Origin of the sequence: Chitinophaga filiformis (assembly GCF_900102545.1) — a bacterium.
Taxonomy (GTDB): domain Bacteria; phylum Bacteroidota; class Bacteroidia; order Chitinophagales; family Chitinophagaceae; genus Chitinophaga; species Chitinophaga filiformis.
This window is the reverse complement of record NZ_FNBN01000001.1, coordinates 42,682-61,475: the sequence shown is the minus strand read 5'-3', so window position 1 is coordinate 61,475 and position 18,794 is coordinate 42,682. Positions and strand designations below refer to the sequence as shown.

General features: G+C 46.6%; 17 protein-coding genes. 8 read left to right on the top strand and 9 right to left on the bottom strand.

The window, feature by feature from the left end; genetic code table 11:
- Nucleotides 1–406: 406 nt before the first annotated feature.
- From BLR32_RS00250 to pckA, 4 genes are all read right to left on the bottom strand, one after another.
- Nucleotides 407–2,302 carry an OmpA family protein gene (locus tag BLR32_RS00250; protein WP_089828241.1) on the bottom strand — a complete coding sequence of 632 codons (1,896 nt, stop codon included), beginning with the start codon at nucleotides 2,300–2,302 and terminating at the stop codon, nucleotides 407–409.
- A gap of 78 nt (nucleotides 2,303–2,380) precedes the next feature.
- On the bottom strand, nucleotides 2,381–3,010 hold the full coding sequence (locus BLR32_RS00245) for a 7-carboxy-7-deazaguanine synthase QueE (RefSeq protein WP_089828240.1): 630 nt from the start codon (nucleotides 3,008–3,010) through the stop codon (nucleotides 2,381–2,383).
- Nucleotides 3,011–3,131: 121 nt separating this feature from the next.
- A complete protein-coding gene (gene folD / locus BLR32_RS00240) occupies nucleotides 3,132–4,019 on the bottom strand; it encodes a bifunctional methylenetetrahydrofolate dehydrogenase/methenyltetrahydrofolate cyclohydrolase FolD (protein WP_089828239.1) in 888 nt (295 codons plus the stop codon).
- Nucleotides 4,020–4,183: 164 nt separating this feature from the next.
- On the bottom strand, nucleotides 4,184–5,785 hold the full coding sequence (pckA, locus tag BLR32_RS00235; protein ID WP_089828238.1) for a phosphoenolpyruvate carboxykinase (ATP): 1,602 nt from the start codon (nucleotides 5,783–5,785) through the stop codon (nucleotides 4,184–4,186).
- 456 nt (nucleotides 5,786–6,241) lie between these two features.
- On the opposite strand from pckA, the gene BLR32_RS00230 reads away from it, so the two are divergent.
- The 5 genes from BLR32_RS00230 to BLR32_RS00210 all read left to right on the top strand — a co-directional run bounded on the left by BLR32_RS00230 (nucleotide 6,242) and on the right by BLR32_RS00210 (nucleotide 11,432).
- Nucleotides 6,242–7,534 (top strand): aminopeptidase P family protein, encoded by a 1,293-nt coding sequence (locus BLR32_RS00230; protein WP_089828237.1) that lies wholly within the window; start codon nucleotides 6,242–6,244, stop codon nucleotides 7,532–7,534.
- An 84-nt stretch (nucleotides 7,535–7,618) separates the two neighbouring features.
- Nucleotides 7,619–8,392, top strand: coding sequence for a CDP-alcohol phosphatidyltransferase family protein (locus tag BLR32_RS00225; RefSeq protein ID WP_089828236.1), 774 nt, complete (start codon nucleotides 7,619–7,621; stop codon nucleotides 8,390–8,392).
- Nucleotides 8,393–8,439: 47 nt separating this feature from the next.
- On the top strand, nucleotides 8,440–8,685 hold the full coding sequence (gene purS, locus BLR32_RS00220) for a phosphoribosylformylglycinamidine synthase subunit PurS (protein ID WP_089828235.1): 246 nt from the start codon (nucleotides 8,440–8,442) through the stop codon (nucleotides 8,683–8,685).
- Between the two features lie 106 nt (nucleotides 8,686–8,791).
- A complete protein-coding gene (gene rsmI, locus BLR32_RS00215; protein WP_089828234.1) occupies nucleotides 8,792–9,460 on the top strand; it encodes a 16S rRNA (cytidine(1402)-2'-O)-methyltransferase in 669 nt (222 codons plus the stop codon).
- A gap of 85 nt (nucleotides 9,461–9,545) precedes the next feature.
- The gene (locus BLR32_RS00210) at nucleotides 9,546–11,432 is read left to right on the top strand and encodes a M1 family metallopeptidase (protein ID WP_089828233.1); all 1,887 of its coding nucleotides are present in this window, start codon (nucleotides 9,546–9,548) and stop codon (nucleotides 11,430–11,432) included.
- Between the two features lie 136 nt (nucleotides 11,433–11,568).
- Here BLR32_RS00210 and BLR32_RS00205 read toward each other — a convergent pair whose 3' ends face one another.
- The 5 genes from BLR32_RS00205 to BLR32_RS00185 form a co-directional block, all read right to left on the bottom strand.
- Nucleotides 11,569–11,778: a hypothetical protein gene (locus BLR32_RS00205; RefSeq protein WP_089828232.1), complete on the bottom strand. Its 210-nt coding sequence runs from the start codon at nucleotides 11,776–11,778 to the stop codon at nucleotides 11,569–11,571.
- Nucleotides 11,779–11,816: 38 nt separating this feature from the next.
- On the bottom strand, nucleotides 11,817–12,212 hold the full coding sequence (locus BLR32_RS00200; protein ID WP_176842108.1) for a hypothetical protein: 396 nt from the start codon (nucleotides 12,210–12,212) through the stop codon (nucleotides 11,817–11,819).
- Nucleotides 12,213–12,222: 10 nt separating this feature from the next.
- Nucleotides 12,223–12,780, bottom strand: coding sequence for an RNA polymerase sigma factor (locus BLR32_RS00195; protein WP_089829840.1), 558 nt, complete (start codon nucleotides 12,778–12,780; stop codon nucleotides 12,223–12,225).
- Between the two features lie 134 nt (nucleotides 12,781–12,914).
- On the bottom strand, nucleotides 12,915–13,538 hold the full coding sequence (gene rsmG / locus BLR32_RS00190; protein WP_089828231.1) for a 16S rRNA (guanine(527)-N(7))-methyltransferase RsmG: 624 nt from the start codon (nucleotides 13,536–13,538) through the stop codon (nucleotides 12,915–12,917).
- Between the two features lie 103 nt (nucleotides 13,539–13,641).
- Nucleotides 13,642–14,775 carry a glycosyltransferase gene (locus tag BLR32_RS00185; RefSeq protein WP_089828230.1) on the bottom strand — a complete coding sequence of 378 codons (1,134 nt, stop codon included), beginning with the start codon at nucleotides 14,773–14,775 and terminating at the stop codon, nucleotides 13,642–13,644.
- 198 nt (nucleotides 14,776–14,973) lie between these two features.
- Here BLR32_RS00185 and tgt point away from each other — a divergent pair, with 198 nt between their 5' ends.
- From tgt to BLR32_RS00170, 3 genes are all read left to right on the top strand, one after another.
- Nucleotides 14,974–16,104: a tRNA guanosine(34) transglycosylase Tgt gene (tgt, locus tag BLR32_RS00180; protein WP_089828229.1), complete on the top strand. Its 1,131-nt coding sequence runs from the start codon at nucleotides 14,974–14,976 to the stop codon at nucleotides 16,102–16,104.
- Nucleotides 16,105–16,126: 22 nt separating this feature from the next.
- Nucleotides 16,127–17,206 carry an LptF/LptG family permease gene (locus BLR32_RS00175; RefSeq protein ID WP_089828228.1) on the top strand — a complete coding sequence of 360 codons (1,080 nt, stop codon included), beginning with the start codon at nucleotides 16,127–16,129 and terminating at the stop codon, nucleotides 17,204–17,206.
- A gap of 198 nt (nucleotides 17,207–17,404) precedes the next feature.
- On the top strand, nucleotides 17,405–18,724 hold the full coding sequence (locus tag BLR32_RS00170) for a citrate (Si)-synthase, eukaryotic (protein WP_089828227.1): 1,320 nt from the start codon (nucleotides 17,405–17,407) through the stop codon (nucleotides 18,722–18,724).
- Nucleotides 18,725–18,794 lie beyond the last annotated feature (70 nt).

Sequence of the window (18,794 nt, the reverse complement as noted above, 5' to 3'; positions counted from 1 at the left end):
CTACAAACACACGGCACCTGACGGAGCCGATTGATGTTTTGTTATAACACGGATTCCAGGATTGTCGTCCTGAAAATCATACGCTTGTGGGCAGTTGAACATACGGCACCTGACGGAGCCGATTTATGTTTTGTTATAACACGGATTCCATGGTTTGTCGTCAATAATCATATGCCCGCGGACAACTACAAACACACGGCACCTGACGGAGCCGATTGATGTTTTGTTATAACACGGATTCCATGGTTTGTCGTCCTGATAATCATATGCCTGTGGGCAGCTACAACACAGGTCGCGTGAAGTTGATTACATTTTGTTGAATACAATTACCCTCAAAAAAAATCAGGAATAACACAAGCTATTCGCTGCATTATTCCTGATTTTTTAGTTCGCATTTATGCTGTCGCTACAGCTTCAATATCTTGAATTCCGTTCTTCTATTTGCGGCCCTTCCCCCGAGCGTATTATTATCTGCTACAGGCATTGTTTCTCCATAACCTTTCGCCTGCAATCTCTCAGCTGGGATACCCTTACTTACCAGGTATTTCACAACTGCCTGCGCACGGCGTTCAGACAGGATCATATTATCCTGGTCATTACCGACATTATCAGTGTGCCCGCTGATCTCGACAATCAGGGTTTGATTTTCCTGCATCAATCCTACGAGTCTGTTCAGCTCAATTTCAGAACCTGGTTTGAGGTTGAATTGTCTGGTATCAAAGAAGATGTTATACAACACCATTACAGCGCTTGTATCCAGTGGAACGAGAGGAATATCTCTCACGAACATGGAATCTTCTGTTTTATTTTTCAGGGAGAAATTATCAGAGTAGAACAGGTAACCTTTACGGTTTACGTTAAAGGCGTAGTCTTTACCGGTGGGCAATGGTATCGTGTAGTTGCCTATTCTGTCTGTACGCACTACAGCAGCTGTCTTTCCTGTTTCCAGGTCAGTCAGTTCTACATTACCTACGAGACGGCGTTTAGTCTTGGCATCATACACGTAACCTCTTACAAAGAGTGTTCTCTGCGCACGGGCTTCCGGGTACAGCTCAAAACTATAGATGTCCAGTTGTCCACGGCTATCCGATCTGTCTGATGCGAAATAAGCAGTTTTACCGTCGGCTGCTACTACGAGGCTGGCGTCTTCATCCACGGTGTTGATCGGGTAACCAAGATTAACTGCCGGGCCCCAGCTGCCGTCAGGCTGACGGCGGGAGAAGTAGATATCCATATCGCCAAAGCCCTCATGACCGTTGGATGCGAAATACAGCGTCTGATTATCGGGATGTATGAAAGGAGTGGCTTCACGACCAGGTGTGTTGATGTTCGAATCCAGTCGCTCCGGAAATCCCCATTTACCGTTAGGCTGTAATTTGCTCATGAAGATCTCGGAACCTGCATCCGCAGTTTCACGGGCAAAGTACAGTGTTTGCCTGTCGGCAGAAAGGCTTGGTTGTGATTCCCAGTCGCGGGTATTGATAGGAGAGCCCATGTTCATAGGTTCTACCCACAGTCCTTCTTCTGTTCTGACAGTGTAGTAGAGGTCACAGCTACCTCTTCCTCCGGGGAAGTCGCAACCGGTGAACACCAGCATATTTCCATCCTGGGAGATATTCTGTGCGCCTTCGTTATTGGCGGTGTTTACCGGCGACCCGAAGCCATAGGCCGGCATCCAGCCAAGACTGTCGTCCTTTTCAGAAACATAGAAGTCTTCATTCTTGCTGTTCACACGACGGGTGAAAACGAGTGTTTTGCCATCAATGGTCAGGGACGGGAAATATTCCGGATCCTTGGTATTGATGCTGTCGCCCATATTATGTGGTTTGAAAGGAACCGGTTTGGAAGCTGCCCTGGCAGCGAAGGTATATGCTTTCAGGAGCGCTTCTGCTCTTGCATTTTTTGTTTTGTTGGTCTGGACGTATTGGGTAACAGTGGCCAGTGCTTCACTGAATCTTCCTTCGCCTGCCAGTGCTTTGGAATAAGCCAGCATAGCAGGCCTGGTGGAAGGACTATCAAGCCTTTTCAGCGTTTCGTAGTTGGTGATGGCGTCTTTGTATTGTTTCATCTCCGCATACGTGATGACCATCTGTCCGTAAGCGTCTGTAAATCCAGGTTCCTGTCTTACACAGTCTTTCAGCAGATCAACGGCATCCGTCATACGGTATTCCCTTATTGCCATCTGGGCGTCATCAAAAGTTTTCTGGGCTTTTTTCTTCGCGTTCTCATATGTTATGACCTGGGCGCTTAGTTCCAGGCATAACAGGAAGCAACTGCTCGTCAATAGGAAGATTCTTCTCATAACTTTAGATTGGCTAGGCCGCCAATATATGAAAAAAAGCACAAATGTAAGGCCTTAATATGATGTAGGGCAGCCGGTTTAAGGCACATTGATGTACTTATGCACCTGCAGGGAAAGCTGCCATTGAGGATTTTCCTTGATGTAGTAGATGATGAGAGGAGTGATCTCTGCCGCACGGTCCCATTCCGGTTGCAGGTAGAGCTTGCAGTGAGAGCCTGCCAGCGCAGCATATTTTTCCGCCCAGGCAAAATCGGTTTTGTTGAATATTACTACTTTCAGTTCATGGGCTACTCCACAGATCTCAGGGAGAGGGGCTTTGAACTTCTTGGGAGAGAGGGTAATCCAGTCCCAGTGCCCGCTTAAAGGGGAGGAGCCGGAGGTTTCCATATGGGTGCGGAAACCTTCTTTGTGCAGCGCGTCTGTCAGCGCATCCAGGTTGTGCATAAGGGGTTCTCCGCCGGTGATCACGGCAATACGGCCGGGATGTACGGCTGCATCCTGTACCAGTTCACTGATAGCGATCAGCGGATGACGGGAAGCGTCCCAGCTGTCTTTTACGTCGCACCAGTGACAGCCTACGTCGCATCCGCCCAGGCGTATGAAATACGCGGCCTGGCCCTGGTAGTTGCCTTCACCCTGCAGGGTGTAGAAACGTTCCATTACAGGAAGCTGAAGAGATGTTGCGATATCGGCTGTTGTTGTTGACATTTTGCAAAGGTACGTAAATGGGGAGATACCCTGACGGATCGGTTCCCCGGAAATGCAGAACGCTTAACGCTTTATATGCCGTTGGGCGTACAAAGTGTTAAGCGTTTTACAGGATATTTTGTTAGTTCATGTTTACTTTCTGACCCAGAGAGGCGTGGTACGTATTTTTCAGCAATGCTGCAATGGTCATAGGACCTACACCACCCGGTACCGGAGTAATAAAGCTGGTTTTAGGTGCTACGGCGTTGTAATCTACATCGCCCACCAGTCTGAAACCGCTCTTTTTGGTAGCATCCTCGATACGGTTGATACCTACGTCGATCACTACAGCGCCTTCTTTCACCATATCTGCGGTCACAAAGTTCGGGCGGCCGATGGCTGCCACAATGATGTCGGCCTGAAGACAGATCTCTTTCAGGTTGGCTGTCTGTGAGTGTGTGAGCGTTACGGTGCAATTACCCGGATTGGCGTTACGGCTCAGCAGGATGCTCATAGGCGTACCTACGATGTGGCTGCGACCGATCACTACTGCATGTTTCCCTTTGGTAGGGATGTTATAGTGTTCCAGCATCAGCATAATGCCGTAAGGAGTTGCGGGAATATAAGTAGGCAGTCCTGCCACCATTTTACCGACGTTCATGGGATGGAAACCATCTACATCCTTGCTGGGATCGATGGTGTTGATCACCAGTTCTTCGTTGATATGTTTGGGAAGAGGAAGTTGTACGAGTATACCGTCAATATCTGCATTTTCATTCAGCAATGTGATATTGTCCAGTAAATGCTTTTCAGAGATTTTCGCATCGAAGCGTAAAAGAGTGGAGTGAAAACCGATCTCGGCGCAGGATTTCACCTTAGATGCCACATAAGTTTCACTGGCTGGATTGTTGCCAACCAGGATGGCTGCCAGGTGGGGGACTTTTTCGCCCAACGCTTTCAATTCAGTTACCTTATCTGCCAATTGGGCTTTAACAGCCGCTGAAACAAGTTTACCGTCTAAAATTTGCATGCGCAAAGGTAGGATTTTCCTTTCAAGTTCCGCAAAACAAGTTCCCTGTCATTAATCATGCAAATAATGAATAGGTTACTTGTTTCGCGACAGGCAAAGCCTGTATCAATGAACTTGTAATAAGTAGTGGAAATTTTAAAGGCGGAGTGAGAATGCCAATATAGCTAAATTCTTGGAGATGCAGATAAAATTTCCGGTGTTGCCTGATCGGCATATTTTTCAAAGTTGTGTACAAACTTGTGTCCCAGTGCAATAGCCTGCTTGTCGTATGCTTCCTTATCGGCCCAGGTATTGCTTGGGTCCAGCAGTTCTGACGGTACGCCCGGACATGATTCAGGAATAGAGAAGCCGAACACAGGATGATCCTTATATGCCAGCTTGTCCAGTTGTCCTTTCAGGGCGGCAGCTACCATGGCGCGGGTATAAGATAGCTTGATACGCTGCCCGGTGCCGTATGCTCCTCCGGTCCAGCCGGTATTCACCAGCCATACTTTCGCCTGGTAACGGCGTAATTTCTCTCCCAGCATAGCTGCATATTTAACCGGATGCAGAGGAAGGAAAGGTGCGCCAAAACAGGTACTGAAAGTAGTTGTAGGTTCGGTAATACCTGCTTCTGTTCCCGCCACCCGGGCGGTATAACCGGAGATGAACTGATACATGGCCTGCTCCGGCGTCAACCTGGAGATAGGCGGCAATACGCCATAGGCATCACATGTCAGGAGGAAGATATTTTCCGGAATATTGCCTATGGATGGTATCAGGGCATTATCGATGTAATGCAGCGGGTAGGATACACGGGTATTTTCCGTGATGCATTTATCCGCATAGTTCACATCATTAGTGCCGGTATAACAGATCACATTCTCCAGCAGCGCACCTTCACGGATAGCATGGAATATCTGCGGTTCCTTTTCTTCACTGAGGTCTATACACTTGGCATAACAACCACCTTCAAAATTGAAGACGTTGTGCTCAGACCAGCCATGTTCATCGTCGCCGATCAGCTTACGGTCAGGATCTGCACTGAGAGTGGTTTTGCCGGTACCGCTCAATCCGAAGAAAATAGCGGTATCTCCCTGTTCTCCCTGGTTGGCGGAGCAATGCATGCTCAATACACCATGTTCATGGGGGAGTATATAATTGAGGATAGAGAAAATGCCTTTCTTGATCTCGCCGGTATAGGCTGAGCCACCGATAATAACCGTCTTCCTGGTGAAGCTGATCATGGCGAAATTGCCCTGACGGGTATCATCCGTAGCAGGATCTGCCAGGAAGCCCGGCGCCTGGATAACGGTCCATTCCGGATGCATGTTTTCCAGTTCCTCTTCAGTAGGCCGCAGGAACATATTATAGGCAAACAGGTTGGCCCACGGTGTTTCTGTGATCACTTTGATGTTCACCCGATAAGCCGGATCGGCGCAGGCATAACCATCTCTTACCCATACATCCTTGCCTGTAAAGTAGCGGGTGAGTTTGTTGTACAGCTTATCAAAGCTGGCAGGGTTAACCGGAATGTTGAAATCATTCCAGTTAACGGTAGCCGCCGTAAGCTCATCTTTCACAATAAATTTGTCTTTGGGAGACCGGCCTGTAAATTGACCGGTATTCACGGCAAGTGCGCCGCTGCTGGTGATGACCCCCTGGCCTGCAGCTACTGTTTGTGCAATCAGTTCTGCCGGCTCCAATTGATAATAAACGTGATTAGGTTGCCTAATACCTAACTCTAATAGGTCGGCAACAGGATTCCTTACACTGCTGACTTGCATAGTAAGATTGTTTTGGTGTAGTAAGCAAATCTAGTGCTTTTTTGATATTATCAAATTAAAGGCTGCAGATTTGTCTAAATTTAGAAATCCTAACTGCTAAATGGATATTTGTTTGATAAATATCTAAAATGGATCTGGCTGTTTTGCAGGAAACGGTAAAGAAATAAGCGGTTGCTATACACTTATTCTTATATCGTATAATGGTATATTTCATTATATTACAGCCAGGTAAATGTTATCCGATATTTATTTCTATCTCTTTCTGAATTCCACCGTAATAAATCTGAACACTGCTCATAGTAAAGTACGCTTTATGCTCCTGCGTAGCATGGAACAAGCGCTCATATAATATTATGGAACAGGGCGGGCCTCCGGCTGTAAAAGACAGGGTGGCGCTTATTGTGAAATTTCAGTAGGTTTGACGCGCTTTTACATACACCAACGTAAACAAAGAATATGAAAAATTTACCATTAGACTCTCAGATCTTTATAAAGAATCGTCAGCGCTTTATTGCAGAAATGCAGCCACAGTCCATAGCGATCATCAACTCCAATGATGAACTGCCTACCAATGGCGACGCATTTCACAAGTTCCAGCAGAATGCAGATCTGTATTGGCTAACCGGTATAGAGCAGGAGGATACGATGGTTATATTGTACCCCGACAATCCGGACCCGAAATACCGGGAAGTGCTGGTACTGGTACGCCCTAACGAGCTGAAAGAGAAGTGGGATGGCCACCGTTTAAGGAAAAATGAGGCTTTCGCCATTTCCGGTATCTCTACGGTAGTATGGCTGGACTCCCTGGATGCCGTATTGCAGCCATGGATCCATGATGCCACCAATATTTACCTGAACACAAACGAAAATAACCGTAAATCCAGCCTGGTACCTGTAAGGGATTACCGCTACGCGAATGAATTGCGCAGCCGTTACCCTCTGCATAATTACCTGCGTGCCGCCGTTATATTCAAGAAACTGCGTGCTGTCAAGTCTGCCGAAGAGGTGAACGTGATCCAGCAGGCTATCGACATTACCGAAAAGACCTTCCGCCGCTTATTGCAGTTTATTCGTCCCGGCGTTTGGGAACATGAGATCCATGCAGAGATCCTGCATGAATTCCTGCGCAACAGGGCAGACGGGGAGGCATATGGTTCCATTATCGCCAGCGGCGACCGTGCCCGCATCCTCCATTATATATTCAACAACCAGGAATGTAAGGACGGGGAACTGATCCTCATGGACTTTGGGGCAGCCTATGGCGGTTACAATGCAGACCTTACCCGTACCGTGCCGGTAAATGGTAAGTTCACCGCCCGCCAGCGTGAAGTATATGATGCCTGCCTGCACCTGCATAACTATGCGAAATCCATCCTCAGGCCAGGACTGACCATCGCTAAATACCATGATATGGTAGGTGTGGAAGCCGGAAAGCAGTTTGTGAAGCTTGGGCTGCTGAAAGAGGAAGACATCAAAAACCAGGATCCGGAAGCACCTGCTTACCGCAGATACCTGTATCATGGTATCTCTCACCACCTGGGAGTAGGGGTGCATGACCTGGGACCATCCTTTTTCCTGCCTATCCCGGAAAATTCCGTGATGACAATAGAACCCGGTATCTATATTGAGGAAGAAAAAATGGGTATCCGTATTGAGAACAATGTCTGGCTGACAGCAGGCGGAAATGTAGATCTCATGAAGAATATTCCTATCACTGCTGAGGAGATAGAGTCGTTGATGAAGAAATAGTGTATATATTTACTAAATATTTAATGCTAAAAATGTGCGATCGTCTATGGATACAATTCCCATAGGCGATCGGCTTGAATACAAATGAAGCAACTACCTAACATCCTTACGCTCAGCAACCTTTTTTGCGGCGCCCTCGCCGTTATTTATATCCTGCATGCTCCGCAGTACATTGCGGAGTTCAACGGTGTAGAGTATACTATCACTAACCCGGAGCCTGTTTACTGGGCGTCTGCTATGGTAGTGCTGGCCGCTTTGTTTGATTTTACCGACGGACTGGCAGCGAGGTGGCTCAAATTACAATCGCCCTTCGGCCGCGAGCTGGATTCCCTGGCAGATGTGATCAGCTTTGGGCTGGTACCGGGACTGATGTTATTCCGCCTGCTGCGCAGCGCCTATATGCGTATGCCGGATGTATTTGACGTTTCTTATATCAACCTTGCACCTGCATTGCTGGTGCCCTGTTTTGCCGCATACAGGCTGGCTAAGTTCAACCTGGATACCCGGCAGTCAGAGAATTTTATCGGTATTCCTACACCCGCAGTTGGATTGCTGGTAGCTTCCTTCCCGCTGATCATATTGTATAACCCGTTCAACCTGGCTCACTGGCTGCAGAATATATGGGTGCTGTATACCATCATTGCGCTCTTATGTTACCTGATGGTAGCAGAAATACCAATGCTTAGTCTGAAGTTTAAAAGCCTGCAGCTGAGGCCCAACTGGGCCCGTCTGGTGTTGGTGGCATTGTCAATAGCAGGTATTCCTGTGCTGAAATTTGCTACCGTACCTTTTGTCTTTGTGTGCTACGTTCTGCTGTCATTTGTATCAAAACCTTCTACCGGTAATGCCGTTAAGTAGTTGTTTTTTGCGATTTAAATCTTAGGTTTGCGTCAAAATTTTTAAAAATGACGTTTACTGCACATATTAATGTGATGCCGCTGAAAGAATTACTGGACCCTCAGGGTAAGGCGGTAATGAGTGGTTTAAAGAACCTGGGCATCAACAATGTACACGACGTAAGGATTGGCAAACATATTACCTTGCAGATAGATGCTGCTACCAAAGAAGAAGCTAAACAACTGGCCGAAGTAGCCTGTCAGAAACTGCTGGCTAACCAGGTGATGGAATCTTTTGAAGTAAGCATCCAGTAAAAAACAGCAATTACGGATTACGAATGTCGAATTACGAATGAGCTCCTGGCATCTATGATCATCGCTGCATGTCATTCGTAATTCGTAATTTGTAATCCGCAATTGTATGAAGTTATATCTTGTTCCTTCTCCCATAGGCAATCTGGCCGATATCACCTACCGCGCAGTCAAAGTACTGGAAGAGGCGGACCTGGTGCTGGCGGAAGATACCCGCACTTCAGGGGTATTATTGAAACACTACAATATCAATAAGCCCATTACTCCCTACCATCAGCATAACGAACATAAAATACTGCAACACCTGGTACAGCAGCTACAGGCTGGTAAAACCATGGCTCTCATTACCGATGCAGGTACACCCGGCGTTTCCGATCCGGGATTCCTCCTTGTACGTGAATGCAACAGGGTCGGTGTGCCCGTAGAATGTCTGCCAGGCGCTACTGCCTTTGTACCAGCATTGGTCAACAGCGGCATCCCGATGAACCGTTTTGCCTTTGAAGGATTTCCACCCTTAAAAAAAGGACGGCATACATTGTTTACCGAACTGGCTACGGACGAGCGTACACTGGTATTCTATGAATCTCCTCAGCGACTGGTGAGAACACTGGCCGACCTGATCGGATATTTCGGACCAGACCGCCAGTGCTGCGTGAGCCGGGAACTGACTAAAATGTTTGAAGAAAATAAAAGGGGTACCTTACAGGAAGTACATGACTACTTCAACGAAAAAGGGGTGAAGGGAGAAATCGTTCTCATTGTGGAAGGTAAATCATAAAACCACGCTTCTCAATTTAACGTAAACTTAGATCAGCATAAACTTAGCTAACGTAACTCAACTTAACGCAAATTCAGAACTTAGGATGAAGCAACCGAGAGTAACAAAATGCCTCCTGGCATGCCTGCTCATTGCCGGCTGGCATAGTACACAGGCACAGTCTGACCGCTGGCAGCAGAGAGTAAAATATGTAATGGACATCGACATGGATGTTGCTACTCACCGTTTCAGCGGCAAACAGAAACTACAATATACCAACAACTCACCCGACACACTTTTTAAGGTATTCTATCACCTTTACTGGAACGCGTTTCAGCCCAACAGTATGATGGATGTTCGTAGCCGTGAACTGGGTAAAACAGTGTTATTCAGAGACAAGAATGGTAATGAAAGACGCGACTGGGATGGCCGAGTAACCGACCGCATTTCTAAACTGCAACCTGACCAGATCGGTTATCAGAAGATACTCTCCCTGAAAAAAGATGGCGTCAACCAGGAATATAACGTCATCGGTACTATTCTCGAAGTGCCTTTGGCCAGGCCTATCCTGCCTCATACCACTGCTACATTTGATATGGAGTTTGAAGCGCAGGTGCCGGTACAGATCCGTCGCAGCGGCCGGAATAATGCCGAAGGTGTGGATTATTCCATGGCGCAATGGTATCCGAAGATGTGCGAATATGACTATGAAGGGTGGCATCCTACACCTTACATCGCCCGCGAATTCTATGGTGTATGGGGCGACTTTGATGTGAAGATCGCTATCAATAAAAAGTTTGTCGTAGCAGCTACCGGATATCTGCAGAATCCTAACCAGATCGGGTATGGATATGAAATGGCCGGTACCAAGGTACTGCGTCCGGCAGGCGATAAACTGACCTGGCATTTCGTAGCACCTAACGTACACGACTTCGTTTGGGCAGCTGATCCTGACTACAAACATATCACGCAGCAGGTAGATGGTTTCGTTGCACACTTCTTCTACATCGAGAATGAAACCACTAAAGATACCTGGCCACAGTTAGCTAAAATGATCCCTGATGCCTATAAGTATATCAAAGCGCATTATGGTCCTTATCCTTACAAGAGCTATTCCTTCATCCAGGGAGGAGACGGCGGTATGGAGTATCCGATGGCTACACTGATCATGGGTAATGGTAAAATAGAAGGTTTATACGGCCTGGCTGCACATGAATGGATGCATACCTGGTATCAGGGCATGCTGGGAACAAATGAAAGTCTCTATCCATGGATGGATGAGGGCTTCACTACTTTCGCAGAAAACAATGTTGTATATCATACACTGGATTCCCTGAGATCTCCTTCTCCTCAGTCAGGTTCATACAATGGTTATTTTTCACTGGTAAGAAGTGGTTATGAAGAGCCTTTGAGCACACATTCCGATCATTATAACAGCAACTATGGTTACAGCCTGTCTGCCTATTCAAAAGGCGCTGTATTCCTGGAGCAGCTGGGTTATATTATCGGTGCTCCTGCACGTGACAGAGGGCTTTTAAGATACTATTGGGAATGGCGTTTTAAACATCCTAATGTGAATGACTTCGTACGTGTGATGGAGAAAGAAAGTGGTTTGCAGCTGGATTGGTACAAACAATACTTTGTATATTCTACCAAACATATTGATTACGGTATCGACTCTGCATTTGAGAACAATGGCAAGACTATCGTAAGACTGCACCGTATTGATAATATGCCGATGCCAATTGATCTGCTGATCACCGGTAAAGATGGTAAGAAAGTAATGCATTATGTACCGATGTCACTGATGTTTGGTTCCAAACCTAATGAAGACAACAGTATACCTCGCGTAGTGCATGACTACTGGCCATGGACAAACAGAACTTATGATGTGGAAGTAGATATGCCGCTGAGTGGGATTGCAGAGATAGAGATTGATCCAAGTGAGAGAATGGCGGACATGGATAGGAGTAATAACGTGATGAAGAAATAATAGCTAAATAATTTCAGTTGAGAACAGGTTGCTTTTGAAAGAAGGCAGCCTGTTTTTTTTGTCCAAACAAAAAAGGCCGTTCCGGCAGGAACAGCCCTTCTATGACAATAGTCTATCTATCTAAAAAACGGCTTGTCTATTCCAACACATCACAATAAAACCCCTGCTTCTTCACAAAGTCTATCACATCATCTTCCTGCACTTTCATTTCCGTAATGCGCAACACTTTATCACAGTCTTCCAGGTCAACATGGCAATGACCTACTTCAAATCTGTTACGGATAGCCTGCAGTATATTTTGCCTGTCTTCCTTTGTAGCTATATTGGTTTTGAATATACCTATCATAGCAAATGGTGTTAAGTAGTTTACAGCTAAGCTTTGCATTATAGATTCGTTTCTGTTTTCTGCTGATCTTTTGGTTCGTTGTAAAAGCCTTCGTTTCCCCAGCGGTTGGGCATACCACAGCGACGTAGTTTATCGCGCAGTTTCTCCCTTTCTTCCTCTGACATATTCTCCATTCTCTCCATCATTTTCCTGCGCCATTGGTTTTTGGCACGCATACCCCAGGGACCACCACCGTTACCATGCCATCCGAAGATCAGCTTACCAAGTAAGCACAGACCGATGGCTTGCCAGAAGGTGATGAGCGGACCATGGAAAAGATCTGGTATCAGACAGTTCCAGAGCAATTGTACAGCGAAGCCAATGAAACAAATGAAGAGCGCACCAAGTACGATGAACTTGAACACATGCACAATCTTCGGAGTTCGACGTTTCATATATAATGTTTTAATCTTTTAAAAGTTCTTTGTACAGTTCCGCCAGCCGTTCACGTAAGTACAGCACTGCATATCTTTTTCTGGATAATAAGGTATTGACGGATATACCTGTTTCGGCAGACATCTCCTTAAAGGATTTGCCTTCTATCTCATGTTGCAGAAACACCATGCGCTGGTCCTCGGGCAATTCATCAATAGCTTCCATAATAGACTCGGCTATTACTTTACGGGTCATGGGCGCATCACTTAGCGCACCCGGGTCAGCTATCATTTCAGAAAGGAACAGGGATTCTTCTCCATCCTGCTCACGGGTATGCTCGCTGAAGGTGGATTCACGTTTCTTACGGAACCAGTCGGTGATCTTATTACGGGTTACAGTGAACAGCCAGGCGGTAATAGAGTCAATCTGACTACCCAGGCGGGAATATTCTGTAAACTGGTAAAAAACGTCTTGTAATATATCTTCCGCGTCAGCTACATTATTCACCCGTTTCCGGATAAAATGAAGTAAGCGCTTGCGCTCCTGTCGCACCGTTTCCTGGATGCGCTCATTTTGTTCTGCAGCCATAGCCAGAGGCGTTTTTTTAAGGAGCAATTCTTTCATCTTACTAATGGAGACGAAAAACCAGTATCGATATTTTACAGTTTACACAATTTTTATAATATTTCCGGGTGTATTTTGGGAGTAATGTTGATTCTCAGTTATTTATTCACGACAACAATGTGCTTTTCCAGGAAAAATTCTTCCGGGAACAGTTTATAGATATTCGTCAGACGAGGGCGCACGCCACTATCTGCTATTTCTTCGGTCAGATCGCCACCTTTCAGGCAGATCAGCCCTGGTTGCTGCTCATGGGCAGGCGCTTTCTTCAACACCGGCTTACTCCAGCGCCACAGGTCTTTTAAGGGGGCTACCGCACGGGAAACCACGATGTCGAACTTACGGTCCTTAATATCTTCCACACGCGTGTGGGCGGAGGTCACATTTTTAAGGCCCAGCGCTTCAGAAACGCCCTGCACCACCTTGATCTTTTTACCGATGGAATCCACGAGGTGGAACTTCACTTCCGGAAAGAAGATGGCCAGGGGAATGCCGGGGAAGCCGCCACCTGTCCCCAGGTCAAGTATCTGCATGCCTGCCGGGAAGTCGGCAACAGCTGCAATACTGAGGGAATGCAGCACATGTTTCTCGTACAGGGCATCAATATCTTTACGGGAGATCACATTGATCTTTTCATTCCATTCCTGGTATAGACCTGACAATGCCTTTAATTGCTCCAATTGTGTATCCGTAAAGTCTGAGAAGTATTTAAGTACGATATCCATGATGTAGTGATGGTCTGTAAATTGGTGCAAATGTAACGAAGGATGCACCAATAAAAAACGGCTGCCTCTTTTGAGACAGCCGCTGATATATCTTTTACCCCGACTACCACCTGTTCTTTGACTTGAATAGCAGGGCAGGAGTGAGAATGATGTAGTAAATGAACATGAAAAAATCCATGAACAGGCTGTATTTGAAAAGATCAGCCTCGTCCAGCTTACGCATGGCCATATAGGAGATCACGGATTGTAAGAGCAGCTTTCCTCCCAGGATAGCCAGCGTATACACGCGGAGTGGTTCATAGAAGATGCTGGCAAAAAAGAAAGGATAGAATAAGAAGTGACTCAGGGAAAACAGTCCCAGCAGAAGCTTGTGGCCGAAGCGGTAATGCTTGCCGGTAGACATGTGCCTGGTCTTTTGCTGGAACCATTTCTTCCAGCTGGTCTTTGGCTCTGAATAGGTGAATGCCTGCTTGTTGATAACTACCCCTACGTTGTGACGATTGGCCGCGGCATTGACAAACAGGTCATCATCGCCGGAGGCAATATGATGGTGTGCTGTAAACCCTTTATGGCGGTTGAACAGCTCACGTTTGTAGGCCAGGTTACGCCCTACACCCATATAAGTGATGCCGCTGAGGGCAAAAGAAAGGTATTGCAACGCACTGAAATAGGTTTCATAACGGATCACTTTGTTCAGCAGGCCCGGTTTCTTCTCGTAAGGACTGTAACCCAGTACGATCTCTTTGCCATCAGTAAATCCCTGGCTCATCAGCGACAGCCAATAGGTGCTGGACGGTTTACAGTCAGCATCTGTCAGCAGTATGTGTTCGTGTTTGGCGCTTCTGATTCCCATGGAGAGCGGGAATTTTTTTCCGGGGATGAATTTGGCGGCCTGTTTGATCTCGATATGGCGGTAGTGAGGATATCCGGGTTCGATAGAGCGGAGGTAGTACTTGGTGTCGTCTTCAGAATTGTCATTGACCACGATCACCTCATAGGCCGGCTCTTTCCTGCCGTGATATCGTTGTAACAATACCGAGGGCAGATTCTTCTGCAAATTGAGCTCCTCGTCTTTCGCACAGATGATAACAGAACACTCCTTATCGGGATCGATATCATTTTCGAAGGTACGGCGATAAAAAGCTACCCGGGAAAAGAAGAACAGGTAATACAATATCTGTATGGCTGCAACGGTAGCAAAGGCGTAAAAGGCTAATAAGCCCAAGTTATACAACATAGCAACGACAAATATATACGTTTTTAGTTATCTGTATAAGCCTGTGGAAAAAAAGATTTTTAAATGGGAATGAACGTGTTACGTTCTCCGGGACAGGTAGCCGCTTTCCCGGCTCCAAATGAAGGTTTCTGCATAATTCCCCTTATTTTTGCCCCCTGAAAATGGCAAAAAATTGCCCTCAAGCATTCAGATACCGAGATGAATTTTGAACTGATAACAACAGACAGCAACAGTAAAGCCCGTGCCGGCGAGATCACTACCGGTCATGGGAAGATTGAAACGCCTATTTTTATGCCCGTGGGCACCGTAGGCAGTGTAAAAGCAGTGACGCAGGAACAGTTGCGCGAAGATGTGCAGGCTCAGATCATCCTGGGTAATACTTATCACCTGTACCTCCGTCCTGGTATGGACGTGCTATCGCAGGCAGGTGGATTACATAAATTTAATGGCTGGGACCGACCCCTGCTTACAGATAGTGGTGGTTACCAGGTATTTTCCCTGGCCGCCAACCGGAAGATCAAGGAAGAAGGTGTGCTGTTCCAGTCACATATTGACGGTTCCCGCCACCTGTTCACACCTGAAAATGTGATGGACATCCAGCGGACCATCGGTGCCGATATCGTTATGGCCTTTGATGAATGCCCGCCCTACCCTTCAGAATACCGCTACGCCAAAAAGTCCATGGAACTGACCCACCGCTGGCTGGACCGCTGTATCAAACGCCTGGCGGAAACACAACCTGCCTATGGTCATGAACAGACTTTATTTCCAATCGTACAGGGTAGTACTTATAAAGATCTGCGTACCATCTCGGCTACAGAGATCGCGGCGAGGGAATGTGCAGGCAATGCCATCGGCGGCCTGAGTGTGGGAGAGCCGGAAGAGGATATGTATGAAATGTGCGGACTGGTGTGCGACATCCTGCCGGTACAGAAACCCCGTTACCTGATGGGAGTAGGTACTCCCTGGAATATCCTGGAGAATATTGCCCTGGGCGTGGACATGTTCGACTGTGTAATGCCCACCCGTAACGGACGTAATGGGATGCTGTTCACCTGGAACGGTGTCATAAATATCAAAAACAAGAAATGGGCGACTGATTTTACTCCGATAGATGAGAACAGCGACTGTTTTGCCAGCAAGCGCTACACCAAGGCCTACCTGCGCCATTTATTTGCCGCAGGGGAGATCCTGGGAATGCAGCTGGCCAGTATCCATAATATTGCGTTTTACCTGGAACTGGTGAAAGAAGCCAGGAAACAGATCCTGGCCGGCAACTATGCCAGCTGGAAAAATACTATGGTGCCTCAGTTGAAACAAAGACTTTAGATTTATATTATCTTGCCGTTATATGACAAAGATAGACTGGTATATCCTGCGTAAGTTCATAGGTACCTTTATTTACTCCCTCATGATCCTGCTCATCATTTCCGTAGTGATAGACGTGACGGAGAAGATAGATGACTTCATGAGCAACAACCTGTCTTTCTACACGATCGTAGTAGACTACTACTTCGGCTTTATACCGCATATCGCCGCATTGTTGTTCCCACTCTTCATATTCATTTCTGTGATCTTCTTTACTTCCAAGATGGCTTACCGGACCGAGATCATCGCCATCCTGTGTAGTGGGGTTAGCTTCCGCCGCTTTTTACGTCCTTACTGGGTAGGGGCGCTCCTTTTCGGAGCGATATTGTGGCTGGGAAACAGGTGGACCGTGCCCATTGCCAATAAGATCAGGACGAAGTTCGAAGCTGCCTATGTGCATAAACAGAAGGCTCAGCAGAATATGTATGATAAGACGATCCGTGTGGACAGCTTCACCTATGTCACCTTCGGGTCTTATGACCCTAACTATAAAAGCGGGGGTAACTTCCTGCTGGAAACTGTGCGTGGACAGAACATCATGTTCAAGATGAAGTCTGACAGGGTAACCTGGGACTCCGTCACCAATATGTGGAAACTGGATTATGTGACCATGCGTTCTATTAATGGGTTGAAGGAGCACTGGTGGTCAAAATCAGATACTTCTATCAAACTGGCACTGAATCCCAAAGAGATGTACGAAGAGAAAAATATCCAGGAGGCCATGACCACTCCCGAACTGGACAGATTTATAGACAGGGAGGAGCTGAGAGGGGCTGAAGGTTTAAATACATTCTACGTTGAAAAATACAGGCGTACAGCTTCCTGCGGGGCAGTAATCATCCTGACACTGATTGGTGGAATTATTGCTTCTAAAAAAGTAAGAGGAGGAAGTGGATTACACCTGGCTGTGGGAATAGTGATCAGCGCCAGCTACATTATTTTCCTGCAGTTTTCCACGGTATTTTCTATTAAAGCAGACCTCAACCCTTTACTGGCAGTGTGGATACCCAACTTCCTGTTTGGGGGACTGGCTTTCTGGTTGTACCTGAGGGCGCCCAAATAGAAAATTTCACATTTTTTTAATTTATTCCGTTTATATTAATATTTGCTTATTTGTATATTGGAAATCAGTTGTTTGAAAGTTATGTTGTTTATTGCTACCCGTAATTCTATGATTGTAAGCAGCTAAGTTTTTCAACAAATCATTACTTTTGACAATTGATCCGATTTTTTGTTATCATTACCTAATCAACAGTTTAAAATGGGGTATATAAAAGAAAAATTCAAGGTAAAGGCCGATGAGCTCAATGCGGAAGTGAAGGACCTCGTGAAGAACCATGGCAATAAGAAGATAGAGGATGTTACATTGGCACAGGTATACCAGGGGATGCGTGGCATAACTGGTTTGGTGACAGAAACATCATTGCTGGATGCTAACGAAGGGATCCGTTTCCGTGGATATTCCATTCCGGAACTGAGGGAGAAAATGCCGAAAGTTAAAGGTGGCGCTGAGCCTTTGCCGGAAGGATTATTTTACCTGATGTTGATAGGAGAACTGCCAGCAGAAGCTGACGTACAGCACCTTTCTAACCAGTGGGCACGCCGCTCTCATGTGCCTAACCACGTTTTTGCTGCTATTGATGCCCTGCCGGTATCTACTCACCCGATGACCATGTTCACCGTAGGTGTAATGGCTATGCAGACAGAATCTGCTTTTGCGAAAGCCTATGCAGAAGGCATGAACAAAAAAGATTACTGGAGCGTGATGTACGATGATGCTATGGACCTCATCGCGCGTCTGCCACGTATTGCCGCTTATATCTACCGTCGTAAATATAAAAACAACAACCACATACAGCCGAACGGTTTGCTGGACTGGGCTGGTAACTTTGCTCACATGCTGGGTTATGAAGATGAAGGCTTCAAAGAACTGATGCGCCTCTACATGACCATTCACGCTGACCACGAAGGTGGTAACGTAAGTGCACATACTACCCACCTGGTAGGTTCTGCATTGAGCGATGCTTACCTGTCATTTGCAGCAGGTATGAACGGTCTGGCTGGTCCGCTGCATGGTCTGGCTAACCAGGAAGTGATCAAGTGGATCCTCGATATGCGCGAAGAACTGGGTGGTGGTATGCCAACCAAACAGCAGATCGAAGATTACGTACGTAAGACGCTGAGCGATGGTAAGGTAGTACCAGGTTACGGTCACGCGGTACTGCGTAAAACAGACCCGCGCTTCACTGCACAGATGGAGTTTGCAAAGAAACACCTGTCTGACGATGAGCTGGTACGTATCGTATGGCTGGTGTATGAAACCGTGCCACCGATCCTGGAAAGCCTCGGTAAGATCAAGAACCCATGGCCTAACGTAGATGCACATTCCGGTGCACTGCTGGTACATTATGGCCTGGTGGAATATGAATTCTATACCGTATTGTTCGGCGTATCCCGTGCATTGGGTGTACTGGCTTCCCTCTGCTGGGACCGTGCACTTGGTTTCTCTCTGGAAAGACCGAAATCCGTTACTACAGAATGGATGAAACAATTCGTAGAAGGTAAGGTGGAAGCTGAATAATCACCACCTGTAATAATATTTCAAAAGGTAAACAGTGTATGCTGTTTACCTTTTATTTTTGTATCCTGCT